Source organism: Streptomyces sp. NPDC056835, assembly GCF_042789485.1.
Classification (GTDB): domain Bacteria; phylum Actinomycetota; class Actinomycetes; order Streptomycetales; family Streptomycetaceae; genus Streptomyces.
The window spans coordinates 12,350-37,590 of sequence record NZ_JBHUBB010000036.1 but is presented as its reverse complement, the minus strand read 5'-3'; the positions used below and the strand labels follow the sequence as shown (position 1 = coordinate 37,590).

18 protein-coding genes are annotated in these 25,241 nt (G+C 69.6%); 8 read left to right on the top strand and 10 right to left on the bottom strand.

Features of this window, described 5'->3' with window-relative positions:
* Window positions 1-16: 16 nt before the first annotated feature.
* A complete protein-coding gene (locus ACFRMN_RS31805) occupies window positions 17-967 on the top strand; it encodes a bifunctional riboflavin kinase/FAD synthetase (protein WP_383026112.1) in 951 nt (316 codons plus the stop codon).
* Here ACFRMN_RS31805 and ACFRMN_RS31800 read toward each other — a convergent pair.
* From ACFRMN_RS31800 to eccE, 9 genes are all read right to left on the bottom strand, one after another.
* Window positions 945-2,018 (bottom strand): oligopeptide/dipeptide ABC transporter ATP-binding protein, encoded by a 1,074-nt coding sequence (locus tag ACFRMN_RS31800; protein ID WP_383026109.1) that lies wholly within the window; start codon window positions 2,016-2,018, stop codon window positions 945-947. The two genes, ACFRMN_RS31805 and ACFRMN_RS31800, sit on opposite strands and share 23 nt — an antisense overlap.
* Entirely contained in the window at window positions 2,015-3,007 is a 993-nt protein-coding gene (locus ACFRMN_RS31795) for an ABC transporter ATP-binding protein (RefSeq protein WP_383026106.1), read from the bottom strand. The genes ACFRMN_RS31800 and ACFRMN_RS31795 overlap by 4 nt, the downstream gene beginning before the upstream one ends.
* Window positions 3,004-3,948 (bottom strand): ABC transporter permease, encoded by a 945-nt coding sequence (locus ACFRMN_RS31790; protein ID WP_383026103.1) that lies wholly within the window; start codon window positions 3,946-3,948, stop codon window positions 3,004-3,006. The genes ACFRMN_RS31795 and ACFRMN_RS31790 overlap by 4 nt, the downstream gene beginning before the upstream one ends.
* The gene (locus ACFRMN_RS31785; RefSeq protein WP_383026100.1) at window positions 3,945-5,018 is read right to left on the bottom strand and encodes an ABC transporter permease; all 1,074 of its coding nucleotides are present in this window, start codon (window positions 5,016-5,018) and stop codon (window positions 3,945-3,947) included. Before ACFRMN_RS31785 ends, ACFRMN_RS31790 begins: the two co-directional genes overlap by 4 nt.
* Before the next feature lie 3 nt (window positions 5,019-5,021).
* Entirely contained in the window at window positions 5,022-6,926 is a 1,905-nt protein-coding gene (locus ACFRMN_RS31780) for an ABC transporter substrate-binding protein (RefSeq protein ID WP_383026098.1), read from the bottom strand.
* A gap of 197 nt (window positions 6,927-7,123) precedes the next feature.
* Window positions 7,124-10,186, bottom strand: a complete 3,063-nt coding sequence (locus ACFRMN_RS31775; protein WP_383026095.1) for an SCO5717 family growth-regulating ATPase — start codon at window positions 10,184-10,186, stop codon at window positions 7,124-7,126.
* 585 nt (window positions 10,187-10,771) lie between these two features.
* On the bottom strand, window positions 10,772-11,005 hold the full coding sequence (locus ACFRMN_RS31770) for a DUF397 domain-containing protein (RefSeq protein ID WP_030351665.1): 234 nt from the start codon (window positions 11,003-11,005) through the stop codon (window positions 10,772-10,774).
* Window positions 11,006-11,154: 149 nt separating this feature from the next.
* Window positions 11,155-11,874, bottom strand: coding sequence for a hypothetical protein (locus ACFRMN_RS31765; RefSeq protein WP_383026092.1), 720 nt, complete (start codon window positions 11,872-11,874; stop codon window positions 11,155-11,157).
* The gene (gene eccE / locus ACFRMN_RS31760; RefSeq protein WP_383026089.1) at window positions 11,871-13,217 is read right to left on the bottom strand and encodes a type VII secretion protein EccE; all 1,347 of its coding nucleotides are present in this window, start codon (window positions 13,215-13,217) and stop codon (window positions 11,871-11,873) included. The genes ACFRMN_RS31765 and eccE overlap by 4 nt, the downstream gene beginning before the upstream one ends.
* A 182-nt stretch (window positions 13,218-13,399) precedes the next feature.
* Between eccE and eccB the strand changes: the two genes are divergently transcribed.
* From eccB to ACFRMN_RS31725, 7 genes are all read left to right on the top strand, one after another.
* Window positions 13,400-14,929: a type VII secretion protein EccB gene (gene eccB, locus ACFRMN_RS31755; protein ID WP_383026086.1), complete on the top strand. Its 1,530-nt coding sequence runs from the start codon at window positions 13,400-13,402 to the stop codon at window positions 14,927-14,929.
* 8 nt (window positions 14,930-14,937) lie between these two features.
* Window positions 14,938-16,191 carry a type VII secretion-associated serine protease mycosin gene (gene mycP, locus ACFRMN_RS31750; protein WP_383026084.1) on the top strand — a complete coding sequence of 418 codons (1,254 nt, stop codon included), beginning with the start codon at window positions 14,938-14,940 and terminating at the stop codon, window positions 16,189-16,191.
* A gap of 181 nt (window positions 16,192-16,372) precedes the next feature.
* Window positions 16,373-16,915 carry a hypothetical protein gene (locus ACFRMN_RS31745; RefSeq protein ID WP_383026081.1) on the top strand — a complete coding sequence of 181 codons (543 nt, stop codon included), beginning with the start codon at window positions 16,373-16,375 and terminating at the stop codon, window positions 16,913-16,915.
* 7 nt (window positions 16,916-16,922) lie between these two features.
* The gene (locus ACFRMN_RS31740) at window positions 16,923-18,632 is read left to right on the top strand and encodes a hypothetical protein (protein ID WP_383026079.1); all 1,710 of its coding nucleotides are present in this window, start codon (window positions 16,923-16,925) and stop codon (window positions 18,630-18,632) included.
* Between the two features lie 25 nt (window positions 18,633-18,657).
* Complete coding sequence (locus ACFRMN_RS31735) at window positions 18,658-19,968, top strand: S8 family serine peptidase (protein ID WP_383026076.1); 1,311 nt, start codon at window positions 18,658-18,660, stop codon at window positions 19,966-19,968.
* Window positions 19,969-20,078: 110 nt separating this feature from the next.
* Window positions 20,079-20,438 (top strand): WXG100 family type VII secretion target, encoded by a 360-nt coding sequence (locus ACFRMN_RS31730; RefSeq protein ID WP_383026073.1) that lies wholly within the window; start codon window positions 20,079-20,081, stop codon window positions 20,436-20,438.
* Between the two features lie 64 nt (window positions 20,439-20,502).
* Window positions 20,503-20,802, top strand: coding sequence for a WXG100 family type VII secretion target (locus tag ACFRMN_RS31725; RefSeq protein WP_383026071.1), 300 nt, complete (start codon window positions 20,503-20,505; stop codon window positions 20,800-20,802).
* A 161-nt stretch (window positions 20,803-20,963) separates the two neighbouring features.
* Here ACFRMN_RS31725 and eccCa read toward each other — a convergent pair whose 3' ends face one another.
* Window positions 20,964-24,944: a type VII secretion protein EccCa gene (eccCa, locus tag ACFRMN_RS31720; protein ID WP_383026068.1), complete on the bottom strand. Its 3,981-nt coding sequence runs from the start codon at window positions 24,942-24,944 to the stop codon at window positions 20,964-20,966.
* Window positions 24,945-25,241: the final 297 nt, after the last annotated feature.

The window sequence follows — 25,241 nt, the reverse complement described above, 5'->3', positions numbered from 1 at the left end:
GCGAGGAGCGGTCACAGTGCAGCGCTGGCGTGGCTTGGAGGACATCCCCCAGGACTGGGGGCGCGGCGTCGTCACCATCGGCTCCTACGACGGGGTGCACCGCGGTCACCAGCTGATCATCGGGCGGGCCGTGGAACGGGCACGCGAGCTGGGGGTGCGGTCGGTCGTCGTCACCTTCGACCCGCACCCCAGCGAGGTCGTACGCCCCGGCAGCCACCCGCCCCTGCTCGCGCCCCACCACCGGCGCGCCGAGCTGATGGCGGACCTGGGGGTGGACGCGCTGCTGATCCTGCCCTTCACCGTCGAGTTCTCCAAGCTGTCGCCCGCCGACTTCATCGTGAAGGTCCTGGTCGACAAGTTGCACGCCCGAGCGGTCATCGAGGGCCCGAACTTCCGCTTCGGCCACAAGGCCGCCGGCGATGTCGCCGTCCTCGCCGATCTGGGTGTGACATACGACTACGAGGTCGAGGTCGTCGACCTCTATGTCACCGGCGAGGCGGGCGGCGGCGAGCCCTTCTCGTCCACCCTCACCCGCAGACTGGTCGCCGAGGGCGACGTCGCGGGCGCGGCGGAGATCCTGGGCCGGCCGCACCGGGTGGAGGGCGTGGTCGTACGCGGTGCGCAGCGCGGACGCGAACTGGGCTTCCCGACGGCGAACGTGGAGACCCTGCCGCACACCGCGATCCCGGCGGACGGGGTGTACGCGGGATGGCTCACGGCGGACGGGGAACGGATGCCGGCGGCGATCTCGGTGGGCACGAACCCGCAGTTCGAGGGGACGGAACGGACGGTCGAGGCGTATGCGATCGACCGGGTGGGGCTGGATCTGTACGGGCTGCATGTGACCGTGGACTTCTTGTCGTATGTGCGGGGGCAGCGGAAGTTCGAGTCGATCGAGGCGCTGCTGGAAGCGATCAGGGACGACGTGAAGAGATCGCGGGCCCTCACCGAGTCGTACGACGCGTAGCGGTTTCCGCCGGGGGCGCCGGACGGCGCCCCGCGACCTGGCCGGCTCCCACCCAGTGGCACGCCACCTGCGTGGACGCCCCACCCATCAGCACCGGCAGCGCCTCCGTCCGGCACCTTCCCGCCACCCCCGCCCGCTCCGCCTCCCCCGACGCCAGCACCTGGCAGCGCGCGTGGAAGCGGCAGCCCGCCGGGATGCGGGACGGGTCCGGGGGCTCGCCCGTGAGGATGACCGGGGGGCCGTCCGCCTCGGGCAGGACGGACAACAGCGCCTGCGTGTAAGGGTGCTGAGGGCTCGTCAGTACGTCCTCGACCGGCCCTGTCTCCACGATCCGGCCCAGGTACATCACCGCCACCCGGTCCGCGATGTTCCACGCGAGACCCAGGTCGTGTGTCACGACCAGCGCGGAGAGGCCGAGTTCGTCACGCAGGGACAGCAGGAGCGCCAGGATCTCGCCCCGTACGGACGCGTCCAGGGACGCCACCGGCTCGTCCGCGACGATCAGTTCGGGCTTCAGGACCAGCGCGCCGGCGATGACGACGCGCTGGCGCTGGCCCCCGGACAGCTCGTGCGGGTAGCGCAGGAAGAAGCGCTCCGGTGGGCGCAGACCGGCGCGGGACAGCGCCTCGGCGACGGCCTCGCGTTCATCGCCACGGTAGCCGTGGATCCGCAGTCCCTCGGCCACCGCGTCGTACACCGTATGGCGCGGGTTGAGGGAACCGCTCGGATCCTGGAGCACCAGTTGGACCCGCTTGCGGTACGCCTTGAGGGCGCGGGAGCCGTACCCCAGTGGTTCCCCGGCGAAGCTGACCCCGCCGCCGGTGGGCGGCACCAGACCGAGGAGGGTGCGGGCCAGCGTGGTCTTGCCGCAGCCCGACTCGCCGACCAGCGCGACGATTTCCCCGGGGCCGATGTCGAGATCGACACCGTCGACGGCGCGGGCGGGAGGCGCGCCGCGTCGGCCCGGGAAGGTGACGTTCAGTGCGGCGGCCGAGAGCAGGGGGACGGCGGGCATGGGTGGCTCCTGAGGGGTGGTCGCGGACACCGTCATGGACGTACCTCCGCGGGTGCGGTCGAGCCCACCCGTACGCAGGCCGCCCGGCGGCCCGGACCCGCGGCCCGCAGCTCCTGGTCGTCGCTCGCGCAGGAGTCCAGCGCGACCGGGCAGCGCGGATGGAACGTACAGCCGGACGGCAGCGCCGACGGGTCCGGCGGGTCGCCGGGCAGCCCGCGCGGGGCGCGCCGGGACGCGGGGTCGCCGATGCGCGGGAAGGCGGCGGAGAGCGCCCGGCCGTAGGGATGCTCGGCGGCGTCGTACACCGTGCGCGCCGGACCCTCCTCGACGATCCGGCCCGCGTACATCACGGCGAGCCGGTCGCAGGTGTCCGAGAGGACCGCCAGGTCATGGCTGATCATCAGCAGGCTGATGCCCTGGTCCGCGACGAGCTGTTCGATCAGCCGCAGGATCTGCGCCTGGATCATCACATCGAGCGCGGTGGTCGGCTCGTCCGCGACGATCAGCCGGGGATCGCAGGCGAGTGCCATCGCGATCATCACGCGCTGGCGCTGTCCGCCGGAGAGTTCGTGCGGATAGGCGTCCGCACGGGCGGCCGGCAGACCGACCTGTTCCAGCAGTTCGCCGGCGCGCGAGCGGGCCGCGGCGGGGGTCGCGCGCCGGTGCAGCAGCACTGGTTCGGCGATCTGGTCCCCGATCCGGTGCACCGCGTTGAGCGAGTGCATCGCGCCCTGGAAGACGATCGACGCCCCCGCCCACCGAACGGCGCGCAGCCGCCCCCACTTCATGGTGAGGACGTCCTCGCCATCGAGCAGGATCTCTCCGGACAGCCGCGCGGAGGCGGGCAGCAGCCGGAGCAGCGCGAGTGCGAGGGTGGACTTGCCGCACCCCGACTCACCGGCGATGCCCAGCTTGCGGCCGGACTCGACGGTGAGGTCGACGCCCCGTACGGCGGGCACGGCGGAGGGACCGGAGCCGTATGTGACATGGAGGTCCTTGATCTCCAGCAGTGTCGTGCCGGTCAACGGGACACCCCCAGCTTCGGGTTGAGTACGGCTTCGATCGCCCGGCCGCAGAGTGTGAACGTGAGCGCGACGAACGCGATCGCGATACCGGGCGGTGCCAGATACCACCAGTGCCCCGAGGAGACCGCGCCCGCCTCGCGCGCGTCCTGGAGCATGCCGCCCCAGGAGATGATGAGGGGATCGCCGAGGCCGAGGAAGGCGAGCGTCGCCTCGGTCAGGATGGCGTTGGAGATGCCGAGGGTGGTCTGGGCGAGCACCAGCGGCATGACGTTGGGCAGCACATGGCGCGTCATGATGTGGCCGTGGCCGCCGCCGAGCGCACGGGCACGTTCGATGTACGGACGGGACTCGACGGCGATGGTCTGGGCCCGTACCAGCCGCGCCGTCGTCGGCCAGCTGGTGACACCGATCGCCAGGATCACCGTCCAGATGGACCGGGACATGACGGTCGCGAGGACGATCGCCAGCACGAGCGCCGGCATCACCAGGAACCAGTCCGTGATGCGCATGACCACCGTCGCGAACCAGCCGCCGTAGTGCCCGGCGATGACCCCGACGAGTGTGCCGATGGCCACCGACAGCGCGGCGGCCAGCAGCCCCACGGTCAGCGAGATCCGGGCGCCCCAGATCAGCAGGCCGAGCAGCGAGCGCCCGAACTGGTCCGTGCCGAGCGGGAATTCTCCGCTCGGCTTCTCCAGGGCCGTACCGGGCGCGTTCGTCACGCTCCGCACATCGCCGCCGACGAGCAGCGGCGCGAAGAGGGCGATCAGCGCGATGAACGCGAGCCCGGCGAGCCCGAGCAGTCCGGCGCGGTGGGTACGGTACTCCGTCCAGAAGCGCGCCACCGAGCGGCGACGACGGGCCCAGGCGAGCGAGGAGGCCGACGGCGACGAGGGGCCCGCGGACGGTGCGGAGGCCGGCGGGGTCTTCTCCAGGGTCATCGGCCCACCCGGGGATCGAGGAGCGGATAGAGCAGGTCGGCGAGGAGGTTCATCAGGATCATCGCCCCCGCGAAGACGACGAACAGCCCCTGGACGAGGGGCAGATCGGGCACGCTCAGCGCCTGGTAGAACAGTCCGCCGAGACCGGGCCAGGAGAAGACCGTCTCGACGAGGATCGAACCGGCCGCGACATGGCCCAGATTGATGAAGACCATGGTGACGGTGGGCAGCAGGGCGTTCGGCACCGCGTGCCTGCGTCGTACGAGATCGTCCCGCAGACCCTTGGCCCGTGCCGTCGTCAGATAGTCGCTGCCCATCTCGTCCAGCAGGGAGGACCGCATGACGAGCAGCGTCTGCGCGTATCCGACCGCGACCAGTGTGGCCACCGGCAGCACCATGTGGTGGGCCACATCGAGGACGTAACCGAAGCCGGACGAGTCACCCGACTCCATGCCACCGGTCGGGAATATGCCGGGGATCGGGCCGATGCCCACCGAGAAGACGATGATCAGCAACAGTCCCAGCCAGAAGGACGGAACGGACCACAGCGTCAGCGCCACACCGGTGTTGAGGCGGTCGCTCAGGCCCCCGTTGCGCCAGGCGGAGCGGGTGCCGAGCCAGAGGCCGAGCGCCGAGTAGATCACCACGGCGACACCCGTGAGCAGCAGTGTCGCGGGCAGCTTCTCGGCGATCAGCTCACCGACCGGCGCGTGGAACTGGTACGAGGTGCCCAGATCGCCGGTCAGCGCCCGGCCGCAGTAATCGGTGAACTGCTGCCACAGCGGCAGATCGAGCCCGAACTGCTTGCGCAATGTGGCCAGTTGCTCGGCGGATGTCGGTGCGCCATGGGTCATGGCCTTGACCGGGTCGCCGGGGATGATCCGGAAGAGGAAGAAGCTGGTGACGAGGACGGCGAGCAGCGAGACGACGGCGCCGCCCAGCTTGCCCGCCACATAGAGCGGATACGCGGTCCTGGTGCCCGAGGTGGTGGGGGCGGAGCCGGACGGCCCGGTCTTCACCGGGCCGTCGACGGTGTCCCGCACCACACCGGGGGTGCTTGCGGTGCTCATCGGTTATTCACGGTCTTCCGCGGTGGAACGGCGACGCATCGCGACGAGGAGACCGAGGGCGGCGGCGACCACGACAGCCGCCCCGATCCCGATCACCACACCGGTCGAGGAAGAGCCGCCGGAACCGCCACCGTCATCGGCCGGCACCGCGGACCACCAACTCCAGTAGCCGTCCTGGCCCCAGAGATTGCCGGCGGCCTCCGGCATCGTCGTGATCGACTTGATCTGGTCGGTACGGTACGCCTCGACCGCGTTCGGATAGGCCATGACATTCATATACCCGGTGTCGTACAGCCGCGATTCCATCTGCTTGACCAGTTCCGCGCGCTTGGCGGGGTCGTACTCCGCCGACTGCTGGGCGTACAGGTCGTCGTACCGCTTGTCGCAGATGAAGTTGTCCGTGGCGCCGCTGTCCTTGGGCGTGGCGGGGAGCGCACCGCACGTGTGAATGGAGAGGACGTAGTCGGGATCGGGGTTGACCGACCAGCCGTCGAACGCCAGGTCGTAGTCGCCAGCGAGCCAGGGGTCGGAGACATTGTCGAGACATTCGACCTTCAGCCCGATGCCGAGCTGTCCCCACCACTCCTGGAGATATTTGCCGATGGCCTTGTCGTTCGGGTCCGTGGCATGGCAGAGGATCCGGAAGTCCAGCGGCTTGCCGTCCTTGCCGACGCGCTTGCCCGCGCCGTTCTTCCGGTAGCCGGCCGCGTCCAGGGTCCGGGCAGCGGCGGCGGGGTCGTACGCGATCGTCTGGTCCGCCGAGGGCTCCCAGAAGTACGCGTCGAAGCGCGGCGGGATATAGCCCTTGCCCTCGACGGCGTGCCCCTGGAAGACCTTGTCGATCACCGTCTTGCGGTCGACCGCCTGGAACAGCGCCTCGCGGACCGCCGGGTCCAGCAGGGCGGGATGCCCGTTGCCGAACTTCTCGCCGTCCTTGGAGCGGGCACCGGGGTTGGTGGCGAGCGCGTAGAAACGGCGCCCCGGCGCGTCATTGACCTTGATGTTGTCGGCGCTCTTCAGCGCCGCCGCCTGCGCGGGGGTGAGGTTCGCGGTGAAGGACACCTCACCCTTCTGGAGCGCCGCGACGGCGGCGTCCCCGTCCTTGTAGTACTTGAGGACCAGCTCGTCGAACTTGGGCGCACCGCGCCAGAAGTCCTTGTTCGGCTTGAGCTTGAGGTACTGGTCGACCTTGAAGTCCGTAATGACGAACGGCCCGTTGCCGACGATCGGGAACTGCTTGTCGTTGTTGAACTTGGAGAAGTCGCCGACCTTCTCCCAGATGTGCTTGGGCACGATCGGCACATCGAGCGCCGTCATGGTGGCCTGAGGCTTGTTCAGCTCGACGACCAGCGTCTCCGGGTCGGGCGCGGTGACCTTCTTGAAGTTGGAGATGAAGCTGCCATTGGCGGTGGCCGCGTTCTCGTCCGTCATCATCTTGTTGAACGTCCACGCGGCGTCCTCGGCGGTCGCCCGCACGCCGTCGGACCACTTCGAGTCCTCGCGGATGGTGAAGGTCCACGTCAGCTTGTCCGCCGAGGGCTCCCAGGCGGTGGCGAAGCCGGGGACCGTGTGCGCGTCCTTGGGGTCGTAGTTGGTCAGATACTCGTAGGTCAGCCGGTGGATGCTGGTACTGACCAATGACTGCGCCAGGAACGGGCTGAGGGAGTCGACACTCTGGCTGACCGCGACGGTGAGGACCTTCTTGCCGTCGGCGGCCTGGGCCTGCTGGGGCGCCGGGAGCAGCGGGTTGAGGGGGATCACGGTCCCGGCGACGAGCGCGGCGGAGGCGGCACCGGAGGCCAGGAGCAGACGAAGACGGGGGCGTTGCCGTACGGACTGCCGGACCGGCGGCCGGGCGGTTTGCCGGGCGGGCTGCCGTGGCGTGCGCGGGAAGACTCTTTCGACCATGGGACGGTGACCTCGTGTTATCACTCGCACGGAGAAGCCGGGTTGACGCTGATTCGCCATCTGGTGAAGCGAAGGTTTATCAGCGGCTGTCCGGCTGAGTCAACGGCCGCCCACACCCCGTGTGGTCTGCGGGAATAGGGCGAGGGGCCGCACCCTGAAGACGGTGCGGCCCCTCATTGGTATCTACCTCTGTTGCCCTACTGCTGAGGCGCTGGCGGTGCCTGTGGGGGCTGCTGCTGCGGCCGGCCGCCGGGCGGGACAGGCCCCCGCAAGTCCGCCTGGCCGGGCTGGTCGGGGTGCACCGGCTGTTGCGCGGCGGGCGAGGGCTGCTGCTGCCAGCCCTGCTGAACGCCGGGTCCCGGATACGGCCCCGCCTGCTGCTGGGGCGGGTAGGGGTATGGCGGCTGCTGATGCGGATGGTGCGGCTGTGGCTGCTGCGGGGGGTAGTGCTGCGGATACTGCTGGGGCGCGTACGGCTGGCCCTGCACCGGCTGACCGTAAGGGGGCTGACCCTGCGTCGGCTGCTGGCCGGGGCCCGGCATCGGCGGGGCGAGGTGCGGCGGCGGCTGCCCGTCCGCGGTCCACAGCCCCTGTGCCTGCTGGGCCCGTACGAAGTCCTCGGCGACCATCGCGGAGAGATTGAAGTACGCCTCACGCGTCTTGGGGCGCATCATGTCGAGGTCGACCTCGGCACCGGCCGCCAGATGCTCGTCGAAGGGCACCACGATCACCCCGCGACAGCGGGTCTCGAAGTGCTGCACGATGTCATCGACCTTGATCATCTTGCCGGTCTCACGGACCCCGGAGATCACTGTGAGCGAGCGCTGTACCAGTTCGGCGTAGCCGTGCGCGGACAGCCAGTCGAGCGTGGTCGACGCGCTGCTCGCGCCGTCGACGGACGGGGTCGAGATGATGATCAGCTGGTCGGCCAGGTCCAGCACCCCGCGCATGGCGCTGTAGAGCAGACCGGTGCCCGAGTCCGTGAGGATGATCGGGTACTGCTTGCCCAGGACCTCGATCGCGCGCCGGTAGTCCTCGTCGTTGAACGCCGTGGAGACGGCCGGGTCCACGTCGTTGGCGATGATCTCCAGGCCGGAGGACGCCTGCGAGGTGAACCTGCGGATGTCCATATAGCTGTGCAGATGCGGGATCGCCTGGACCAGGTCGCGGATGGTCGCGCCCGTCTCACGCCGTACGCGGCGGCCGAGCGTGCCGGCGTCCGGGTTGGCGTCGATCGCCAGGATCTTGTCCTGCCGCTCGGTGGCCAGGGTGGAGCCCAGCGCGGTGGTCGTCGTGGTCTTGCCGACACCGCCCTTGAGGCTGATGACCGCGATCCGGTAGCAGGAGAGCACCGGCGTACGGATCAGTTCGAGCTTGCGCAGCCGCTCCGCCTCCGCGGCCTTCCCGCCGATCTTGAAACGCGAACCACCGGACGGATTGCGGCTGCTCCTTGCCTTCGGCTTGTTGTTGCGCAGGAGCCGGTCGGAGGAGAGCTCCACGGCGGCCGTGTAGCCGAGCGGAGCGCCGGGCACGGACCGCTCGCGGTGGTCGTGCGAGACGGCGGAGGGCCAGGCGGCGCCGGTACGGGGGTCCACCGGCGGGGCCCCGGGCGCGGACTGCTGCGGTTGTGACTGTTGCGGCTGAGTCTGATGGGCCTGATGGGGCTGAGGGGTGTGTGGGGCTTGCTGTGCCTGCTGGGCAGGGAGGTTCGGGTTGGCCGGTACGGGCAGATGGGGCGCCTGCGGAGGCAGCGGCGCGGGAGCGCCGGCGCCCGGCTGAGCGGGGTGTGACTGCTGAGCGGGGTGTGCCGGCTGACCGGGGTGTGACTGTTGGCCGGGGAGACCAGGGTGCCCCGGCTGTCCTGGCCGGCCCGGCTGGCCTTGTTGGGGGAATCCGTAGCCGCCCTGCGCTCCCGGCAGGCCCTGCTGCGGGAAGCCGTAACCGCCCTGCGGGGCCGGCTGGTACGGGCCCGGCTGCCCCTGCTGGTGCGGGAAGCCGTAACCGGCCGGCGGGACGGGGGCGTCGGGGCCGGGTACGGCGGGTGGCAACGCGGCGGGGGCGGGGTGTCCTGGCTGACCGGGGTGACCGGGCTGACCGGGGTATGCCTGCTGTGTGGGCTGCGGCTGCTGGCCGGGCTGGGCCTGGTGGGGGAAGCCGTACCCGCTCTGCGGCGGCTGTCCGGGCCAGGCGTCCGGAGACTGCGCGGGACCCTGGGGCTGGGGATGGGGCTGGGGCTCGGGCTGCGGTTGCGCGTGCGGCTGTGCCTGGGCTTGGGCCGGGGCCTGTACGGGCCACTGCGGCGCGGCCGTCGGCGCGGCGGGCTGGTACGCGGGCGGCAGCGGAGGCAGTCCGGGGCTCTGGGCGGCGGCCTGCTGGGGGGCCCAGGGCTGGGCCGGCGCGGGGGCCGGGGGAGCGTCCTGGGACTCGCTGGTGGGTGCGGCGGCCTGGGGAACGGCGTCCGTGATCGCGTCCACGGGCGCGGAAGCGGCCGGTGCGTCGGCGTCAGCGGTCTCGCCGCCGTCGCGCTCGCACTCGTCGCGCTCGTCGCCCGCACGCTCGCGGGAGCCCTCGGCCTCTTCCTCTTCCGGAACCTCGGGCGCCGCCGGAGCTTCGGCCTCCGCGACCGGGTCGGCCACGGGCTTCGGTACGTCCGGCGCTTCGGCTCCCCCCGTACCGTCGGCGACCACCACGGGCGCGGGTGCGGGCTCGGCGTCGGGCCCGGCCTCGCTCACGCCCTCGGCGCTGTCCGGTCCCTCGGGCGCACCGGATTCGAGGCTCTCCGCGGCCCTGTTCTCCGCGGCTTCCCGCTCGGCGATCTCCCGCTTGAGAGACGCCGGGGAGAACCGCATGGTCGACCCGCTCTCGATATCACCGCCGCCGAACGGCTCCGGCGCGTCGGGAGCGGGCTCCGGCGCCGGCGCCGGAGCCATCTCGGGCGGTGGCATCTGTACGGGCGCCTGCGTCGGGGGCGTCGGCGGCTGTGCCGGTGCCCAGTTGGGTTCGAAGCCACTGCCCGTGGGCAGCCCCGGTACGGCGACGGGCGCACCGTCGGGCGGTGGGGGAGGGTTCGTGAACGACGCGGGTGGCGGCGTACTCGCCGCGCCACCACCGGACGCGTCCCCCGGCGCGTTCTGCGTGTACCAGGCCGGCGGGGTGTAGTCGATGGTGAACTCACCCGTCATCTCGGGCTCCGCGTCGGACTGATCGTCCGCGGCAGGCCGGTTCCAGCCCCCGCGGATCTCGTCCCGATCGCCCTTCACTTTGCCTCCTGGTGTGGTCGAGCACCCTTGTGCCGTGGTGGGTTGGGGCGACCGAATCTGTACGTCCGGTCCGCCCGGCTCTTCCCCTTACGACGCGGTCGGCCTGTCCACAAGTTCAACGCTGCCGCGCCCACACCCACCCTAATCGTCAACGGCGCCGACACGTCAGGCCGGACCGGTCCGTCGACGGCCGTCCCGTACAACACGTACCGCCCTTCAGTTGCCCACAAGTGAACATCTCAGAGCGGAAAGTGAACGGGGCAAGCGGTCAAATCCGTACATCTCTATACGAGATACTGGCGAAATCCACACCGGCCGGGTGCACCGGCTGCCCATGGCCCGGTCCCGGCCGTCCGGTGCGCGCTGCCCAACAATCCGGTCTCGGTGTCGATTCCCCGCGCTCCGGTGACACATGAACCGGGAACCGGAATCCGGAACAAGAACGCGGAAAAAGAACGCGAAACGCCCGTCCGGCATATGCAGGGGGCGCGCTCCGTTCGAAGCGCGCCCCCTACGTGTATACGTCTTGTGCCCCGGCCGCCCCCTGCGGCTGCCGCGGCCTCAGCCGTAGCCGTCTCACCGGCCTCAGCGCAGATCGAACTCGCCATCACGCGCGCCGAGTACGAACGCCCGCCACTCCGCCTCGGTGTAGCGCAGCACGGTGTCCGGATCGATGGACGACCGCATCGCGACGGCTCCTTCGGGCAGATAGGCGATCTCGACCCGTTCCTCGTCCGCGCTCGTGCCGGGGGCGCCGATCCACTCGACACCCGAGATGTCGAGGGCGTACAGCTCTTCCTTCTCCTGTGCGCTCCCCATCAGTCAAGCTTCCCTTCGGTAACGGCCGACGTCACTTCGGACATCTTAGGACAGCCCCTTCAAGCCGACGGGGCGCTCCGGTAAGTTCGACGCCTGTTCGCGCGGTGCGCACACGGGGTGAAGATCCGGTGTCGAATCCGGTCGCGGAATCAGTCCATCCGGCGCGCGACACCGAGCAGTCCGGTCTCGGCGTCCGTGGCGCCCGTCATCACCCAGTGGCGCTCACGCCCGGCGCACCAGAGCGTCACACCGTCCGCCAGTGTGGGCAGGGCATCGCACTCGACACGGGACAACCCCAGAATCCTGCCGATCTGCTCCGCCTCCTGCGGCGACACCCGCTGGACACCCACCAGCGTGGCCGCCCGCATCAACCGGGGCGCGACCGGGCTCACATACGGCAGGAGCGTCAGCACCGACTGCCACGGCGAGGACACCACACGCCCTCGCGGCGGCCGCATTCCGCAGTCCCGGATCACCACGACCGGGCTGCCCACCGTCGCTCCCATCGGCGGGACACGACCGACCTCGTGGAGCGTGATGCAGTCAAGTCCCGCGCCCGCGGCCTGCGCCAGCCGCGTCCACGCCGGGGCGCGCCCGGTCTCGACCGCCACCCGCGCGCCCGTGCCCGCCGCGCGCAGCGCCAGCACCTGAGCCGTCCACAACCCGCCGATCAGCAGCACGTCGTACGGCGTCGAGCGGTGGAACCCCACCAACTGGGGGCGGCCCTCGGCGTCGTCACCGATCACCACACCGTCGTCCCCCACAGGCAGGGACAGCGCGCCCAGATCCTCGACGGGCAGTGCGTGTCCGGCGTGGCGGGGGCCGCGCAGCCCCCGCAGTCCACGCGCCGTCCCACTTCCGGCGGTCATCGCGCACCTCCCAGGGGCAGCGTCGCGAGCACGCCCGGCAGTTGTTCGCGGTCCAGCCGTACGAGACCGACCTTCGCCGCCCGCGCCGCCTGCTCCAACGACCGCCGTACCCGCACCAGTCCGGTGTCCGTGCCGCCGGTGATCCGCACATGACCGGACATGGTCATCGAGCCGCGGTGCGAACCGGACCGCAGGGTGAGGCTGAAGGTCGTCGCGTACGCCGGCGCCGCGGTGAGCAGCGCCGCCAGCTTGGGGAGCGGAGTCGCCGCCCGCCCCAACTCGGGCCAGCGCGCCACCGCGTACGTGGTGTGCCAGCGGTTGTCGCACCGCCACACGCGCGGCGTCTCGGCCGTACGCCGACGGGGCGCGGCTTCCGGCCGGCCCGCGCGGGCGGACAGCGCGGGACTCGCGCACGCCGATGTCGCCATGGTGGAGTTCAGCTCGTCCTGGTCAAGCACCACCGCGTGGAATCCCGCTCCGGTGATCCGGCTCGCCACATGATCCGCCACCCGCACCAGGCAGCGCTGAGCGCCCTCGATTCCGCCGCCGCGCGCCTCGACGGCCTCCCTGCACAGCTCCGGATCCAGCTTCACCGCCACCCAGGTGAGCCGCAGCGCGGGCGCTCCGGTCCGGTCCTGGAGCGGGGCGTACGAGAGCCGGGCCACCGACTGCTCGGGAAGATGCGGCGCCGGCGCGGCCCGCACCTGCTGAACCAACTGCACCGACTCCAGCACGATGTCGTCGACCTCAAGGGCATCGCCCAGGAGGGAGAGCGGGAGCGCCCGCGCGCCGAACACCGGGCGCAGCGCGTCACTGCTCGCCTCGACCCGTACCACCGCCGTCAGGAACGTGCCGTCACCGAGCATGCCGACCGTACGGCGGTCCCGGTCGACATAGGTGAACGGACGGAATCCCGGCACGCTCTCCGCGACCGGGACCAGCGACGGGTCGACCTCCCAGGCGCAGGGCTCCGCGGCCCGCCTGCGGGAGCGGAGGGCGAAGGCCGTGGACACCCAGTCCTGTATGGCGTGACCGCGGCGGCGAATCACGGCGAACAACACAAGCGCGGCGGCGACGACGAGAGTGGGCACCATCCAGAGCCCGCCGAGCGCTCCTCCGATCAGCGCCAGCGCGACCGCGGCCTCGATCAGCACCAGTTGACGCAGCTGAAGGGGGCCGACGCGGCTGATGCGCGACAGGGCGCGCGGAGTGGTGGCCGCGGGGACAGCCGACGCGGGCGTCACCGGCCGTGCGTTGCTGCGTTGCCGTCGGGAATTACTCCGGGACTGGTCAGGGGGTTGTCCAGTGGTCCGCCCATTGCGCTCGCGCGTCGCCGTACCCATCGCCGCGTTGCCCCCTCGTGTCCGTAATTACCAAATTTCCTACGGGCGTTGACCGGCCGACCACCTACCTGAGCAGTGCGACGGAAGCGCCAGCATGCATAGTAGGGGGCTGGTACGACAGCAGGCCCGCTCGGCGAGTGTGGGAGCCTGGTCGCCCGGTGGGGGAGAGGGACAGCGGACAGATGGCATCACGACGGGACGAACTCAACGCCTACACCTTCGCGAAGCGAAGGCTGATCGCGCAGTTCGTACAGCCGAGCCCGACCGGCTCGGAGGAGGGCGCGCCCCGACCGCTGCGCGCGGTGGTGCCCGGTGCCATCGTCGGTGTGGTGGTGCTCGCGGTGTTCGGCGCCTGGGGGATGTTCAAGCCGGTAGCGCCCAAGGACTGGGACACGCCCGAAGAGAACGTCATCATCGCCAGCAAGTCCACCACTCGCTATGTGGTGCTGAAGACCGGCGACAGGACCCAGCTCCACCCCGTCCTGAACATGTCCTCCGCCAAGCTCCTCCTCGCCCCGGACAAGGGCAAGGTCATCAACGTCGACGAGTCGGTGCTCGACAACGGCAAGATCCCGCACGGCGCCACCCTCGGCATTCCCTACGCCCCCGACCGGCTGCCCGATGTGAAAGAGGCCGGGGCCGCGAAGCGCTGGGCGGTCTGCGAGCGGCCCGGCGAGGGAGGCAGGGCCATCCAGAAGGCCTCCTTCATCTTCGCTGAACGCGAGCAGGAGAGGACCGAGGGCGCGGGCCGTCTGCGAGGCGGTGAGCTGCTGTACGTGGAGGACGGGGCGACCAAGACCCGCTACGTCGTGGACGCCGAAGGCAAGGCGTACGAGGTGGAGAAGGACGAGCTGCTGCTGCGCCAGCTGGTGGGCCGGAACACCAAGCCGCAGCGGGTGTCCACCGCCTGGCTCGACACCCTGCACAAGGGCGACAGGATCACCTTCCCGGAAATCGACGGAACCCCCGGAGCCGACGCCGACGCCCCCGGTGAACTGGAGTCCGCGGTCAACAAGGTGGGCATGGTCCTCACCGCCACCGACGGCACCAAGAACCAGCATTATCTGGTCCTGCGGGACCGGGTCGCCCCCGTCTCGGACTTCACCGCCAAGCTGCTGCTCAGCAGCAGGGATCTGATCGACGTCGGCCAGGCGGGAAAGGCGAAGTCCGTCAGCCCGGCCGCCATTGAGCCGGGCAAGGCGTTCGGACAGGACCGGGACTGGCCGGAGAACGCCCCGGAGTCCGTCAACTCGGCGAGCACCGCCGAGGACAGCCGTAACACGGTGTGCAGCGTGCTGCGCGAGGTGGACGAGGACAACGGCACCACCACCCTCAGCACGTGGGCGGGCACCGACTTTCCCGCGACGCTGCCGACCGGGTCGAGCAGCGGCTATGTCACCCCGGGATCCGGCCAGCTCTTCCGCCAGTTCAAGGGGTCGACGACCGACTCGGGCTTCGTCTTCCTGGTCACCGACACCGGACTGCGTTATGCCATGCAGTCGAACGGGGACAGCGCGACGGACGACTCCGGCATCGGCTCGTCCGGTTCGGCGGAGCAGAAGCAGGCAGCGCAACAGGAAGCACAGCAGGCCCAGAACCGGCTCGGGTACAAGGACGTCGATCCGGCGCCGATCCCCGCCGCGTGGTCGGCGTTCCTGCCGACGGGACCGCGTCTGTCGACGGGGGCCGCCCGTCAGCCGCAGGGCTCGTGAGGGTGAACATGCCACACACTTACCGACGCCTCTTCGCGGTCTCGGCCGCCACGGCGGTCACGCTGATCGGCCTGCCCCTGTCGCCCGCCGCCGCGGACTCGACCACTCAGTGCACCTTCCCCTCGAAGAAGTACGCGGGTCGACCCTGGGCGCTGCAACGTCTCCTGCTGGACGAACTGTGGTCGCAGTCCACCGGCAAAGGGGTACGCGTCGCGGTCATCGACACCGGTGTCGACATCAAGAACCCGCAGCTGAAGGACGCGGTGGACACCAAGAGCGGCAGAAACATGATGGACCCGGATCTCAAGGACGACAACGGCGACAAGATCGAACGCGGCAAGGAGGACGGCACCACCGACACGGTGGGACACGGCACCAAGATCGCGGGCATCATCGCGGCCCGTCCCACGCAGGGCACCGGTTTCGTCGGTCTCGCGCCTGAGGCGACGATCATCCCCATCCAGCAGAACGACGCCGAGGGGAACGGCACCACCAAGACCCTCGCGGCGGCCATCGACTACGCGGTCAACGAAGCGGACGCCGACGTCATCAACATCTCCCAGGACACGGCCGACGCGGTGAAGCCCACACCCCTGCTGGAGCAGGCGGTGAACGACGCCCTCAACAAGGACGTGGTGGTCGTCGCCTCAGCGGGCAACGACGGCCTGGGAGGCAACGTCAAAGAGACCTACCCGGCGTCGTACGGCGGAGTGCTGGCCGTGGCCTCCTCCGACCGCAACAACGAGCGCGCCGCCTTCTCCCAGTCCGGCGAGTTCGTCGGCATAGCGGCCCCCGGCGTCGACATGGTCTCCACGGTCCCGGGCGGCGGCCACTGCGCCGACAACGGCACCAGCTTCTCCGCCCCGTATGTCGCGGGCGTCGCCGCTCTGATCAAGAGCAAGCACGAGGACTGGACGCAGGCGCAGATTGTCGCGCAGATCCAGCAGACCGCCGAACGGTCGATCGCCGGCCGTGACAGGCTGGTGGGCTGGGGAGTCGTCGACCCGCTGCGAGCCCTGACGGAGGACGACAAGCCCATCGAGAAGCCGGTCGCCCACGAGGGCATCGACAAGGCGGAAGCCCCCACGCCGGCCCAACTCCACCTGGGTGAGACGGCGGAGGAGCGCAACGCCCGTCTCGCGACCTATGTGGTCGTGGGCGGCGGTGTCCTGGTCGCGGCGATCGCGGGCGGCGCGGTGGCACTTCGCGACGCGCGGCGGCGAACAAACCGGATGAGCGGAGCGACGGGCAGTGACGCGTGAGGCGCGCCGCTGACAGCGCGTCAACTATCGGCGAACATGCCTGAAAGAGCGCGTGAAAGAGCTGCGGAGCCGATTGCAACCGCAGGGGACGAGAGGATCGTCGTAAGAGGAAGTCACGTCATGGATAAGACACTTGGGGCTGTCAGAAGCAGTCGATAGAGTGGCTTTCATGTGATCAGTGATGTTCACGTCACCGCGATCGCGATGTGCGGGGGGTGAGCAAACGGGGAGGTACGGCATCGTGTCAGATGATGCGGGTAGTGGTGGCGCGGGCGGAACCGGCGCGAGGAGTGACCTGGAGAAGGGCGTCGGCGCCCTGAAGCGCTTCCAGACGAGGGTGAACGCGCTGCTGACGGAGCTTGAGAACGGTGCGGCCGGCAACAAGAAAGTGGCCGCACACCGGATTTCGAGGAGTTCCTTCAGCGGTGGCAACCTGCCGTTCGCGGAGGCGGACGGGTTCTTCACTCAGTACAACCGTGTCCATGCGGAGATCGTCAAGCTCTCCAAGTCCCTCGGCGACCAGATCGAGATGCTGAGCATCGGAGTGCACGCGGCGGAGGTCGGCTTCAACAACGTGGAGGACGAGCTGCGGCAGCGCTTCCACACGATCCGGACTCGTATTGACGACGAGCACGAGAAGCAGGACCGGACTCACGGTGACAGGGGCAGTGAGCCTGGGAAGTCGCGTAGCGAATCCGAGACCGTCACGAAGGACATGGGGTGAATAGCTGATGAGTGGAGAAAAGCAGCCAGAACTGACCCCTGAGCAGCAGCAGGAGCAGGACTCGGCCCTGATCCAGGGCAAGTTCACCGCGACGGACGCCTTCGAGCAGGTCGCGGCGATGATGGAGGGCTTCGGGTTCGGGTTCGGGGGCAGCGGTCCTGGCGGGTTCTTCGGGAAGACGAGCTTCGAGGGCGCCCAGCTCAACGCGATGCTCGACCTGGTCAAGGCTTCGAACCCGGACGCTCTTGAAGACGCGGGCGACGCTCTGGTGAAGGCCACGACCGCCCTCAACAAGGCCGCGGAGGAACTGCGCGGATACGTTGACTCGGTCGAGTGGAAAGGCGAGTCCGGCAACGAGTTCCGAAGGTTCGGTGGAGAGCTCGCCAACCACGCCTCGGCGCTGGCTACGTTCGCCAACGCGGCCGGTACGCAGATGCAGGTCGCGAGCACCGGCCTGACCTCGGTGCGCAACTCCGTGCCTCCGCGTGACGGCCGGGCGGTCCAGAAGAAGGTCGAGGACTTTTCTCTGCCGGAGCGCACGGACGACAACCCGGAGTACGCCAAGGCCGTGCAGGTGGAGAAGGACCGTCAGGAGGCCATCAACCAGATGAACCGCCTGGCCTCGTTCTACGCGGTCTCCGAGGAGTCTTTGGCTGGGCAGGAGCCGCCGAGGTTCCCCGGGACACTGAAGACGGACGTGCCGCGGCCACGAGGGAAGGTTTTGGGTTCGGACCCGGGTACCACGGGGAGGGGTGCCGAATCGTCGGACGCAACCGTGCAGCAGTCACTATTGAGCCACGCGGATCCCGGGACCGGAAGCAGTGTGCCTCGGGCTGAGACCATCGGTGCCGTCACGCCCGTTCCGGCTCCGGACACGTCGATGCGTATCGACAGCGTCATGGCGCCTCCGAACCCCACCACGGGTCCCAGCGCCACACCTGTTCCCTCTCCCACCGGGACGCCAAGCCCCGGCGGTGGTCCCGTCCCCCCGATGGCGCCCGGATTGGTCAATACCTCGCGGAGCGATACGTCGCGAGCGTCGGGTCCGACCAGAGCACCCAGAGCGGGCGGGCCGCCTGCCGGGAGGGCGACACAGACAGGTGCCACAGGAGACCGCTCTCCTGCCGCCGGACGTCCGGCACCGGCCGCACGGCCGGGAGTGACGGGCGGTGGTCCCCCGGCGGGGCGCCCCGGCGTCCCTGGCCAGACCACAGCCGGTAGACCGGGCACGACCGGCCAGCCCGCCGCGGGACGAGCGGGTACGAGCGGGGGGACGGGCCCACGAGCAGGCCGTACGAGCGGCATCGTGGGCGGTACGCCTCAGCAGCGCTCCACCTCAGGTTCCTCGGGCTCACGTGTTCCGCGTGGAACCGTCATCGGTAGCGGTGGGACGTCGACAGGGCGCCCTCCCGGGGGGCGAGTCGGTCAGCCGGGGGTCATCGGTGCGAATCCGAACGGAGCGCCCCGACCGGGAGGCCGAGGCACGGCCAGTTCGAACGGCGTCGTAGGCACCCCGCGCGGAGGCGTTCCCGGTTCACGGCCCGGCGCAGGCGGTTTCACCCAGGGCGGCACCGGTCTGGTGCGTGGTCCCGGCCGGAATCAGCCCAAGGACGAGGAGCAGGAGCGCACTGGATCAGAGCGTCCTGACTATCTGACGGAAGACGAAGAGACGTGGGCGGCTCGACGGCGTGGTGCCGTGCCGCCGGTCATCGAATAGGCACACGGAAGGTGCGGAAGTCAGGATGACGGCAGGAATGAGCCGGGCCCGGAAGCACGGAGCGCCTTATGTAATGCGGCGTGGGCTGCTCCGCGCGCTGGCTGTGGCCGGCGCGTGCACCTTGGGCATCGTCGGCATGGCTCCGGCCGCTGTTGCTGCCGATGATGTGAAGTCGAAGCAGTGGTACCTGGATGCCATGAACGCCGAGGAGATCTGGAAGTCCGCCACTGGTGAAGGCATAAAAGTTGCCGTCATCGACACCGGCGTCAACCCGTCCACGCCTTCGCTGAAGGGACAGGTACTCAAGGGATTCGATGCCACGGGAACCGACGGCGAAGCCACGGACGACTATGACGGTCATGGGACGACGATGGCCGAACTGATCGCGGGGACGGGGAAGGGCGGAGGGATTCGAGGCTTGGCCCCCGACGCGAAGATCATCCCGATGCGTATCACCGACACAGAGATGCAGAACAACCAGTCGGTGAATGCTCATGATGCGGAAGACGCCATCCGGGCTGCGGCGGACAGCGATGCGCAGATCATCAACATGTCGTTCGCGAGTGACTTCTCCGCTCCCGAGGAGAGGGAGGCGGTGAAGTACGCTGAAAGCAAGGGGAAGTTGTTCTTCGCGGGGGTGGGAAATAACGCCAAGAAGGGGAATAAGAAGCAGTTTCCCGCGAGCTATCCGCAAGTAGTCGGTGTCGCGGCGACCGACTCCGAAGGCCGTGTAGCGGATTACTCCCAGCATGGAGAGTCTGTCGACATCGCTGCCCCCGGTAGCAGCATTCCGAGTTGGTGCGACGAGAAATTCACGAGCTACTGTTTTGGCAACGGGGGAACCAGCGCGGCCACCGCGATCGCCTCCGCCTCCGCGGCCCTGATCTGGTCCGCCAATCCCGACTGGACGGCGAACCAGGTCCTCCGCGTCATGTTCGAGTCCGCCGGCCGTGGCGAGGACTGGAAGCCTGGCACGGTCAGCAACTACGTCGGTCACGGCGTCGTACGCCCCGGCGCCCACATCAACCGTGGTCTGGGCAAGCCCGGCGACCCGAACCTCAACCCCCTGACCAACGAGCGGACGCCCGGCTCTCCCGGCGCGCCCGGCTCGTCCGAGTCTTCCGCCTCCTCCGCGCCCTCCGGGTCTGCTTCGGCGTCGGCCTCGGGGGCTTCGGAGGCCCCGGACGATGGGGACGGGGACAAGTCCGTCGCCGCGGGCACCAGCAAGAGCACCGAGGAAGGCAGCCGGTTGGGCCTCATCCTCGGCGGGGCCGCGGTCGTCGTGGTCCTCGCGGGCGGCGTGTTCTTCTTCCTCCGCAGGCGCCGCACCGCCTGACCGTATGTCCCGCATCTACCGCACACCGCCCCGGCGGCCACCAGCCGCCGAGGCCCACGCACGGCCCGGGAAGAAACACACCCACCGGGATCTCCGAGAAAGGAAGACCAATGGCAGTCCAGAAGGTCAATGGCGTTGCCCTCAAGTCGCTGCAAGGCGAGCTCACCAACAGCTTTGACGACGTCAAGGGTCAGCTGCACGTGCTGCAGGCGACGATCGACAGCCTCGAAGGCGCCTGGCGTGGTATCGGCGCCGGCGCGTTCAACGCGAAGCAGACGCAGATCAACAACAACATGGTGGGCATCGGCAAGCTGCTGCTCAAGTTCCAGGAAGCGATCGAGGCCGCTCGTACGATTTCCGGTAACACCGAAGACGAGGTCGAGGCGGCCCTGAAGGGCATCGACGTGGCCGAGGGCTACTCGGGCGACACCGGCGCGGAAGCCCGGACCTCGAACCTCAGCAAGTTCTGATACCTGATGGCCGTCCCGCGAGTTCGGCCATCGCACCACACCCAGGCAGTAGTTGGAGGACACCATGGCACATGACGACGGCACGATGATCGTCACTTACGCTTCCCTTGAGGCGGCGGCCGGCGACATCAAGAAGCAGGCGGACAAGCTCGACCAGAGCCTCAAGGCCATCCAGGCGAAGATCCGCTCGGTGTCCGAGCTCTGGGAAGGCGAGGCCCGGGAGGCGTACAACGTCGCCCAGGCCGACTGGGACCGGAGGGCCACCGAGATCCACACCAGCCTCTTGAAGATCTCGTCGGCAGTCCGCGAGGCAGCCCCCGCCTACCAGAGCGGCGACAAGAGGGCCGCCGCGAACTTCCAGTAACCAGAAGTCATCTCAGGCCAGGGTGGGCACGCACGGGAGGTGCCCACCCTGGCCTGTTTGCGTGCGGCCGTCTCACGCTGAAGGGCCGCCTCACGCTGAAGTTCAGACGCCGAGCTCGGCCGTCGGCGTCTTGGAGGACGGCCGCGAGGGCCCCGCCCCGGTCACCGCCCGTCCTGCGAGGGCATAAGGCCGGTCTGCACCAGCGGATTTCCGCGGCGCCGCGAGACGAAGATTCCCCGTCCCACCGGCATGGGGCGCATCCTGACGTTGCCGAGCACGTCGCCTTCCTGCGGGTCGCCGGAGAGCAGTACGCCCTGTGCGCCCAGTTCCGTCATCCGCTGCATGAACGGCTCGTACGCGGCCCTGCTCGCGCCCGCCGCGTTACGGGCGATGATGAAGCGGACGCCCACGTCGCGCGCGAAGGGGAGCAGCTCCGTCAGCTTCGCCAGGGGGTTGCCGCTCGACGTGGAGACCAGGTCGTAGTCGTCGACGACCACGTACACGTCCGGGCCGCGCCACCAGCTGCGGTCCCGCAACTGCTGCGCCGTGACATCCGCCGACGGTGTGCGGCGCCGCATCAGATCGAAGAGGGCGTCCACATGGTGCTCCATGTTGTTGGACATGGGGACGTACTCCGCCAGATGCGTGGCGGGGGTGGCGTCCAGCAGGGCGCGCCGGTTGTCGATCACGAAGAGCTTGCACGAGTCGCCGTCGTACCGCTCGGTCAGCTGCTTGATGAGCAGTCGCAGGATGTTGGTCTTGCCGGCCTCGCTCTCGCCGAACACCAGGAAGAACGGGTCCTGTTCGAAATTGACGAAGACCGGTTCCAGGTTGTTCTCGTCGATGGCGAAGGCGACCCCGCGCTCCGGGTGGGCGGAGCCCGTCGGGAGGTCCGCCATCGGCAGTTCGCGCGGCAGCAGCCGTACCGCCGGGGCGCCCGGCGCGGTCCAGTGCCGGGAGACCTCCTGGGTCATCGCGGCCGTGGCCTCGGACAGATCGCTGTCGGAGTTGATCCCGTCGATCCTCGGGACCGCCGCCATGAAGTGCAGCTTCTCCGGCGTCAGCCCGCGCCCCGGCACCCCCGTGGGGACATTGACCGCGGACTTGCGGTCCAGCTCGGAGTCCATGGTGTCACCGAGGCGCAGCTCCAGGCGGTTCATCAGATGGTCCTTGAGATTCGCCCGGACCTCCATCGAGCGCGAGGCCGTGAGAATCACATGGATGCCGTAGCCGAGCCCGCGCGCCGCGATGTCCAGGACGGCCTGCTCCAGACCCTCGTAGTCCGAACGGAAGTTGCCCCAGCCGTCGATGACCAGGAACACGTCACCCCACGGCTGGTCCGTCGGCGAGATGTCGCCGCGCGCCCGCAGCCTGCGGTACGTGGCGATGGAGTCGATGCCCGCGCCGCGGAAGTACTCCTCGCGCCGCGACAGGATCCCGTACACCTCGGCGACCGCACGCCGCACCCGCTCCGGGTCGAGGCGCGACGCGACCCCGCCGACATGCGGCAGGCCCGCGATCGACGACAAACCGCCACCACCGAAGTCGAGACCGTAGAACTGGACCTCCTGCGGCGTATGGGTCAGTGCGAACGCCGAGATGATCGTCCGCAGCAGCGTCGACTTGCCCGACTGGGGACCACCGACGATCTGCATATGGCCCGCGGCCCCGGAGAAGTCCCGGTAGAGCGTGTCGCGGCGCTGCTCGTACGGCTTGTCGACCACACCGAGCGGTACGACGAGACGGCCCGCGCCCTCGAACCCGGGCTGCGTCAGCCCGCGTCCCTCCACCCCCGCGAGTCCCGGAAGCAGCTCGTCCAGCGCCGGCGGGTTGTCCAGCGGGGGCAGCCACACCTGGTGGGCCTCCGCGCCCCGGCCTTCCAGCCGCCGCACGATCACATCGAGAACGGAGTCGGCCAGCGCGTCGTCCTCACCCGAACGCGCCTCGGGCACGTCGGGCCGGGTGGTGCTCGGCGCGACGTACCGTACGGGTACCGGAGCCGCCGTGAACGCCACGGGCCTGCGGTCCACCGGGAGCGGCCCACCGGGGGCCGCCGACCGCTGCTGGTTCGTGCGGTACACCCCGGAGACATAGGCGGCCTTGAACCGCACCATCTCGTCCGTACCGAACTTCAGATACCCGGAGCCGGGCACATTGGGCAGCTGATAGGCGTCGGGCACGCCCAGCGCCGCGCGGGACTCGGCCGCGGAGAACGTCCGCAGACCGATCCGGTACGACAGATAGGTCTCCAGACCGCGCAGCCGCCCCTCCTCCAACCGCTGCGAGGCCAGCAGCAGATGGACGCCAAGCGACCGCCCGATGCGCCCGATCTGCACGAACATCTCGATGAAGTCCGGCATGGCGGTGAGGAGTTCGCTGAACTCGTCGATGACCAGCACGAGCGAGGGGATGGGCTGGAGCGGCGCGCCCGCGGCCCGTGCCTTCTCGTAGTCATGGATGTTGGCGTAGTTGCCCGCGTCGCGCAGCATCTCCTGCCGGCGGTTGAGCTCACCGCGGATGGAGTCACCCATACGGTCGACCAGCGTCAGGTCGTCCGCGAGGTTGGTGATCACCGCGGCGACATGCGGCATCTGCGACATCCCGGCGAAGGTCGCGCCGCCCTTGAAGTCCGCGAGGACGAAGTTGAGGGTCTCCGACGAGTGTGTGACGGCCAGGCCGAGTACGAGCGTACGCAGCAGCTCGGACTTGCCGGAACCGGTCGCGCCGACGCACAGGCCGTGCGGACCCATACCCTCCTGCGCGGCCTCCTTCAGGTCCAGCATCACGGGGGTGCCGTCCTCGCCGACACCGATCGGGACCCGCAGCCGCTCCGCCTGCGAGCGCGGCCGCCAGGTGCGGGTGACGTCGACGGAGGCCGCGTCGCCCAGATTCAGCAGATCGGTGAAGTCGAGGTTGGCGAGCAGCGGTTCGTCGTCGTCCCCGCCCGAGGCCACCGTGAGCGGCGCCAGCTGGCGGGCGAGCGCTTCGGCGGCCTCGGCGCTCAGCTGGTCGGGCGCGCCGTCGTACACCAGGCCGTGCCCCGACTCCAGTTGCAGCGAGTCGGGGTGCACGACCACGGACAGCCCGCCGCGCGCGCCGGTGACCTCGCCCGGGACGACCTCGATGACCGTCACGCCCTGAAGGCCCTCCGCCGCGGCGAGCGCCGACATGGCGGGTACCGACTGGCCGTCGAGTACGACGACGATGTGCGGCTGGTCGAGCAGCGGCTGGCCGCCGGGCTGGAAGCGCGGACGGCCCTCCAGACGGCCCGCGAGCAGCTCTTCCAGCTCCCGCGCGTCAGTGGTGATCAGACGCCTGCTGCCCGCGCCGTCCGTGCTGCCCGGGACCTGCACATGCGGAAGCCACTTCGCCCACTCCCACCGGGGTGCCGCCTCCCGTCCGGCGGCGACGGCGATGACCAGGTCGTCGGGGGAGTGCAGCGAGGCCAGCGAGCAGACGACGGAGCGGGCCGTGGAGCGTACGCACTCCGGCTCGCCGCTGACCGTCAGATGGTAGAAGGCACGCAGCGAGACGGCCATCGGCAGCCCGCCCAGCGTGCTGTGCGCCGTCAGGAACTGCTGCATCGCCCCCGCGGTCAGCGGCTCCAGATCGTCCACCGGCGCCGTCTCGGGCGCGATGAGCGGGGTCGCGAGCTGCTGGTTGCCCAGACCGATGCGTACCTGCCCGAAGTCGACGTCGCCCACCCGCCGTTCCCACACCCGGCTGCCCTCGGCGACCAGCGCCCACAGCTGCTCCGGCGACGGATGGAGGTAGTACTGCGCGTCACGCTGGAGGCGCGCGGTGCGCAGTACCGCGCGCCGGGTCTGCGCCAGGTACTTGAGATAGTCGCGCCGCATGTCGGCGAGCTGGCCCTGGGTGCCCCGCCGGTAACGGACCAGCATCGCGATGGCCATGGCGACCGTCGACGCGATCATCACCATGCCCATGATCCGCATGATCGGATTCGGGGTCATGAAGAAGAAGACGACCGAACCGCCCATGCCCAGCATCGGCAGCAGCTGCATCAGCGCGCCCTCCTGCTGACCACGTGGCAGCTCGGGCGGAGGTTGCACTTGCACCTGGTCGCCGGGTACTTCGGCGGGCAGGACCCGTGGTGGGCGCTTGACGACGATCTGGCTCACAGCTCACCAATTCCCTTGCCGGACGGAATGTTTCCTATCGGCGCCCCCGTGGCGACGGGTTCCATCCGCGGTCAGGGATCCTACTTGCGTAGCGGACGGAGGCTTGGCGGTAGGGTGGCGCGACGCGTTTGCGCACCCGTGAACTACTGCAAAAAACAGGGTGATTCGGGTCGTAGTGCGAGGCCCGGCAGCAGTACGCGGCCCACGTTCCACACGATCCACGCACACGATCCACGCATCGGATCCACGCACAGGTTCCGCGCATCGGATCCACGCATGCGGTTCACGCACACGATC

Coding starts and splice junctions, on each gene's coding strand:
- eccB (WP_383026086.1), top strand. CDS start 13,400: ATGGCATCACGACGGGACGAACTCAACGCCTACACCTTCGCGAAGCGA.
- ACFRMN_RS31785 (WP_383026100.1), bottom strand. CDS start 5,018: ATGAGCACCGCAAGCACCCCCGGTGTGGTGCGGGACACCGTCGACGGC.
- ACFRMN_RS31790 (WP_383026103.1), bottom strand. CDS start 3,948: ATGACCCTGGAGAAGACCCCGCCGGCCTCCGCACCGTCCGCGGGCCCC.
- ACFRMN_RS31740 (WP_383026079.1), top strand. CDS start 16,923: ATGAGTGGAGAAAAGCAGCCAGAACTGACCCCTGAGCAGCAGCAGGAG.
- ACFRMN_RS31780 (WP_383026098.1), bottom strand. CDS start 6,926: ATGGTCGAAAGAGTCTTCCCGCGCACGCCACGGCAGCCCGCCCGGCAA.
- ACFRMN_RS31730 (WP_383026073.1), top strand. CDS start 20,079: ATGGCAGTCCAGAAGGTCAATGGCGTTGCCCTCAAGTCGCTGCAAGGC.
- ACFRMN_RS31765 (WP_383026092.1), bottom strand. CDS start 11,874: ATGACCGCCGGAAGTGGGACGGCGCGTGGACTGCGGGGGCTGCGCGGC.
- ACFRMN_RS31725 (WP_383026071.1), top strand. CDS start 20,503: ATGGCACATGACGACGGCACGATGATCGTCACTTACGCTTCCCTTGAG.
- mycP (WP_383026084.1), top strand. CDS start 14,938: ATGCCACACACTTACCGACGCCTCTTCGCGGTCTCGGCCGCCACGGCG.
- ACFRMN_RS31800 (WP_383026109.1), bottom strand. CDS start 2,018: ATGACGGTGTCCGCGACCACCCCTCAGGAGCCACCCATGCCCGCCGTC.
- eccE (WP_383026089.1), bottom strand. CDS start 13,217: ATGGGTACGGCGACGCGCGAGCGCAATGGGCGGACCACTGGACAACCC.
- ACFRMN_RS31735 (WP_383026076.1), top strand. CDS start 18,658: ATGACGGCAGGAATGAGCCGGGCCCGGAAGCACGGAGCGCCTTATGTA.
- ACFRMN_RS31770 (WP_030351665.1), bottom strand. CDS start 11,005: ATGGGGAGCGCACAGGAGAAGGAAGAGCTGTACGCCCTCGACATCTCG.
- ACFRMN_RS31745 (WP_383026081.1), top strand. CDS start 16,373: ATGTTCACGTCACCGCGATCGCGATGTGCGGGGGGTGAGCAAACGGGG.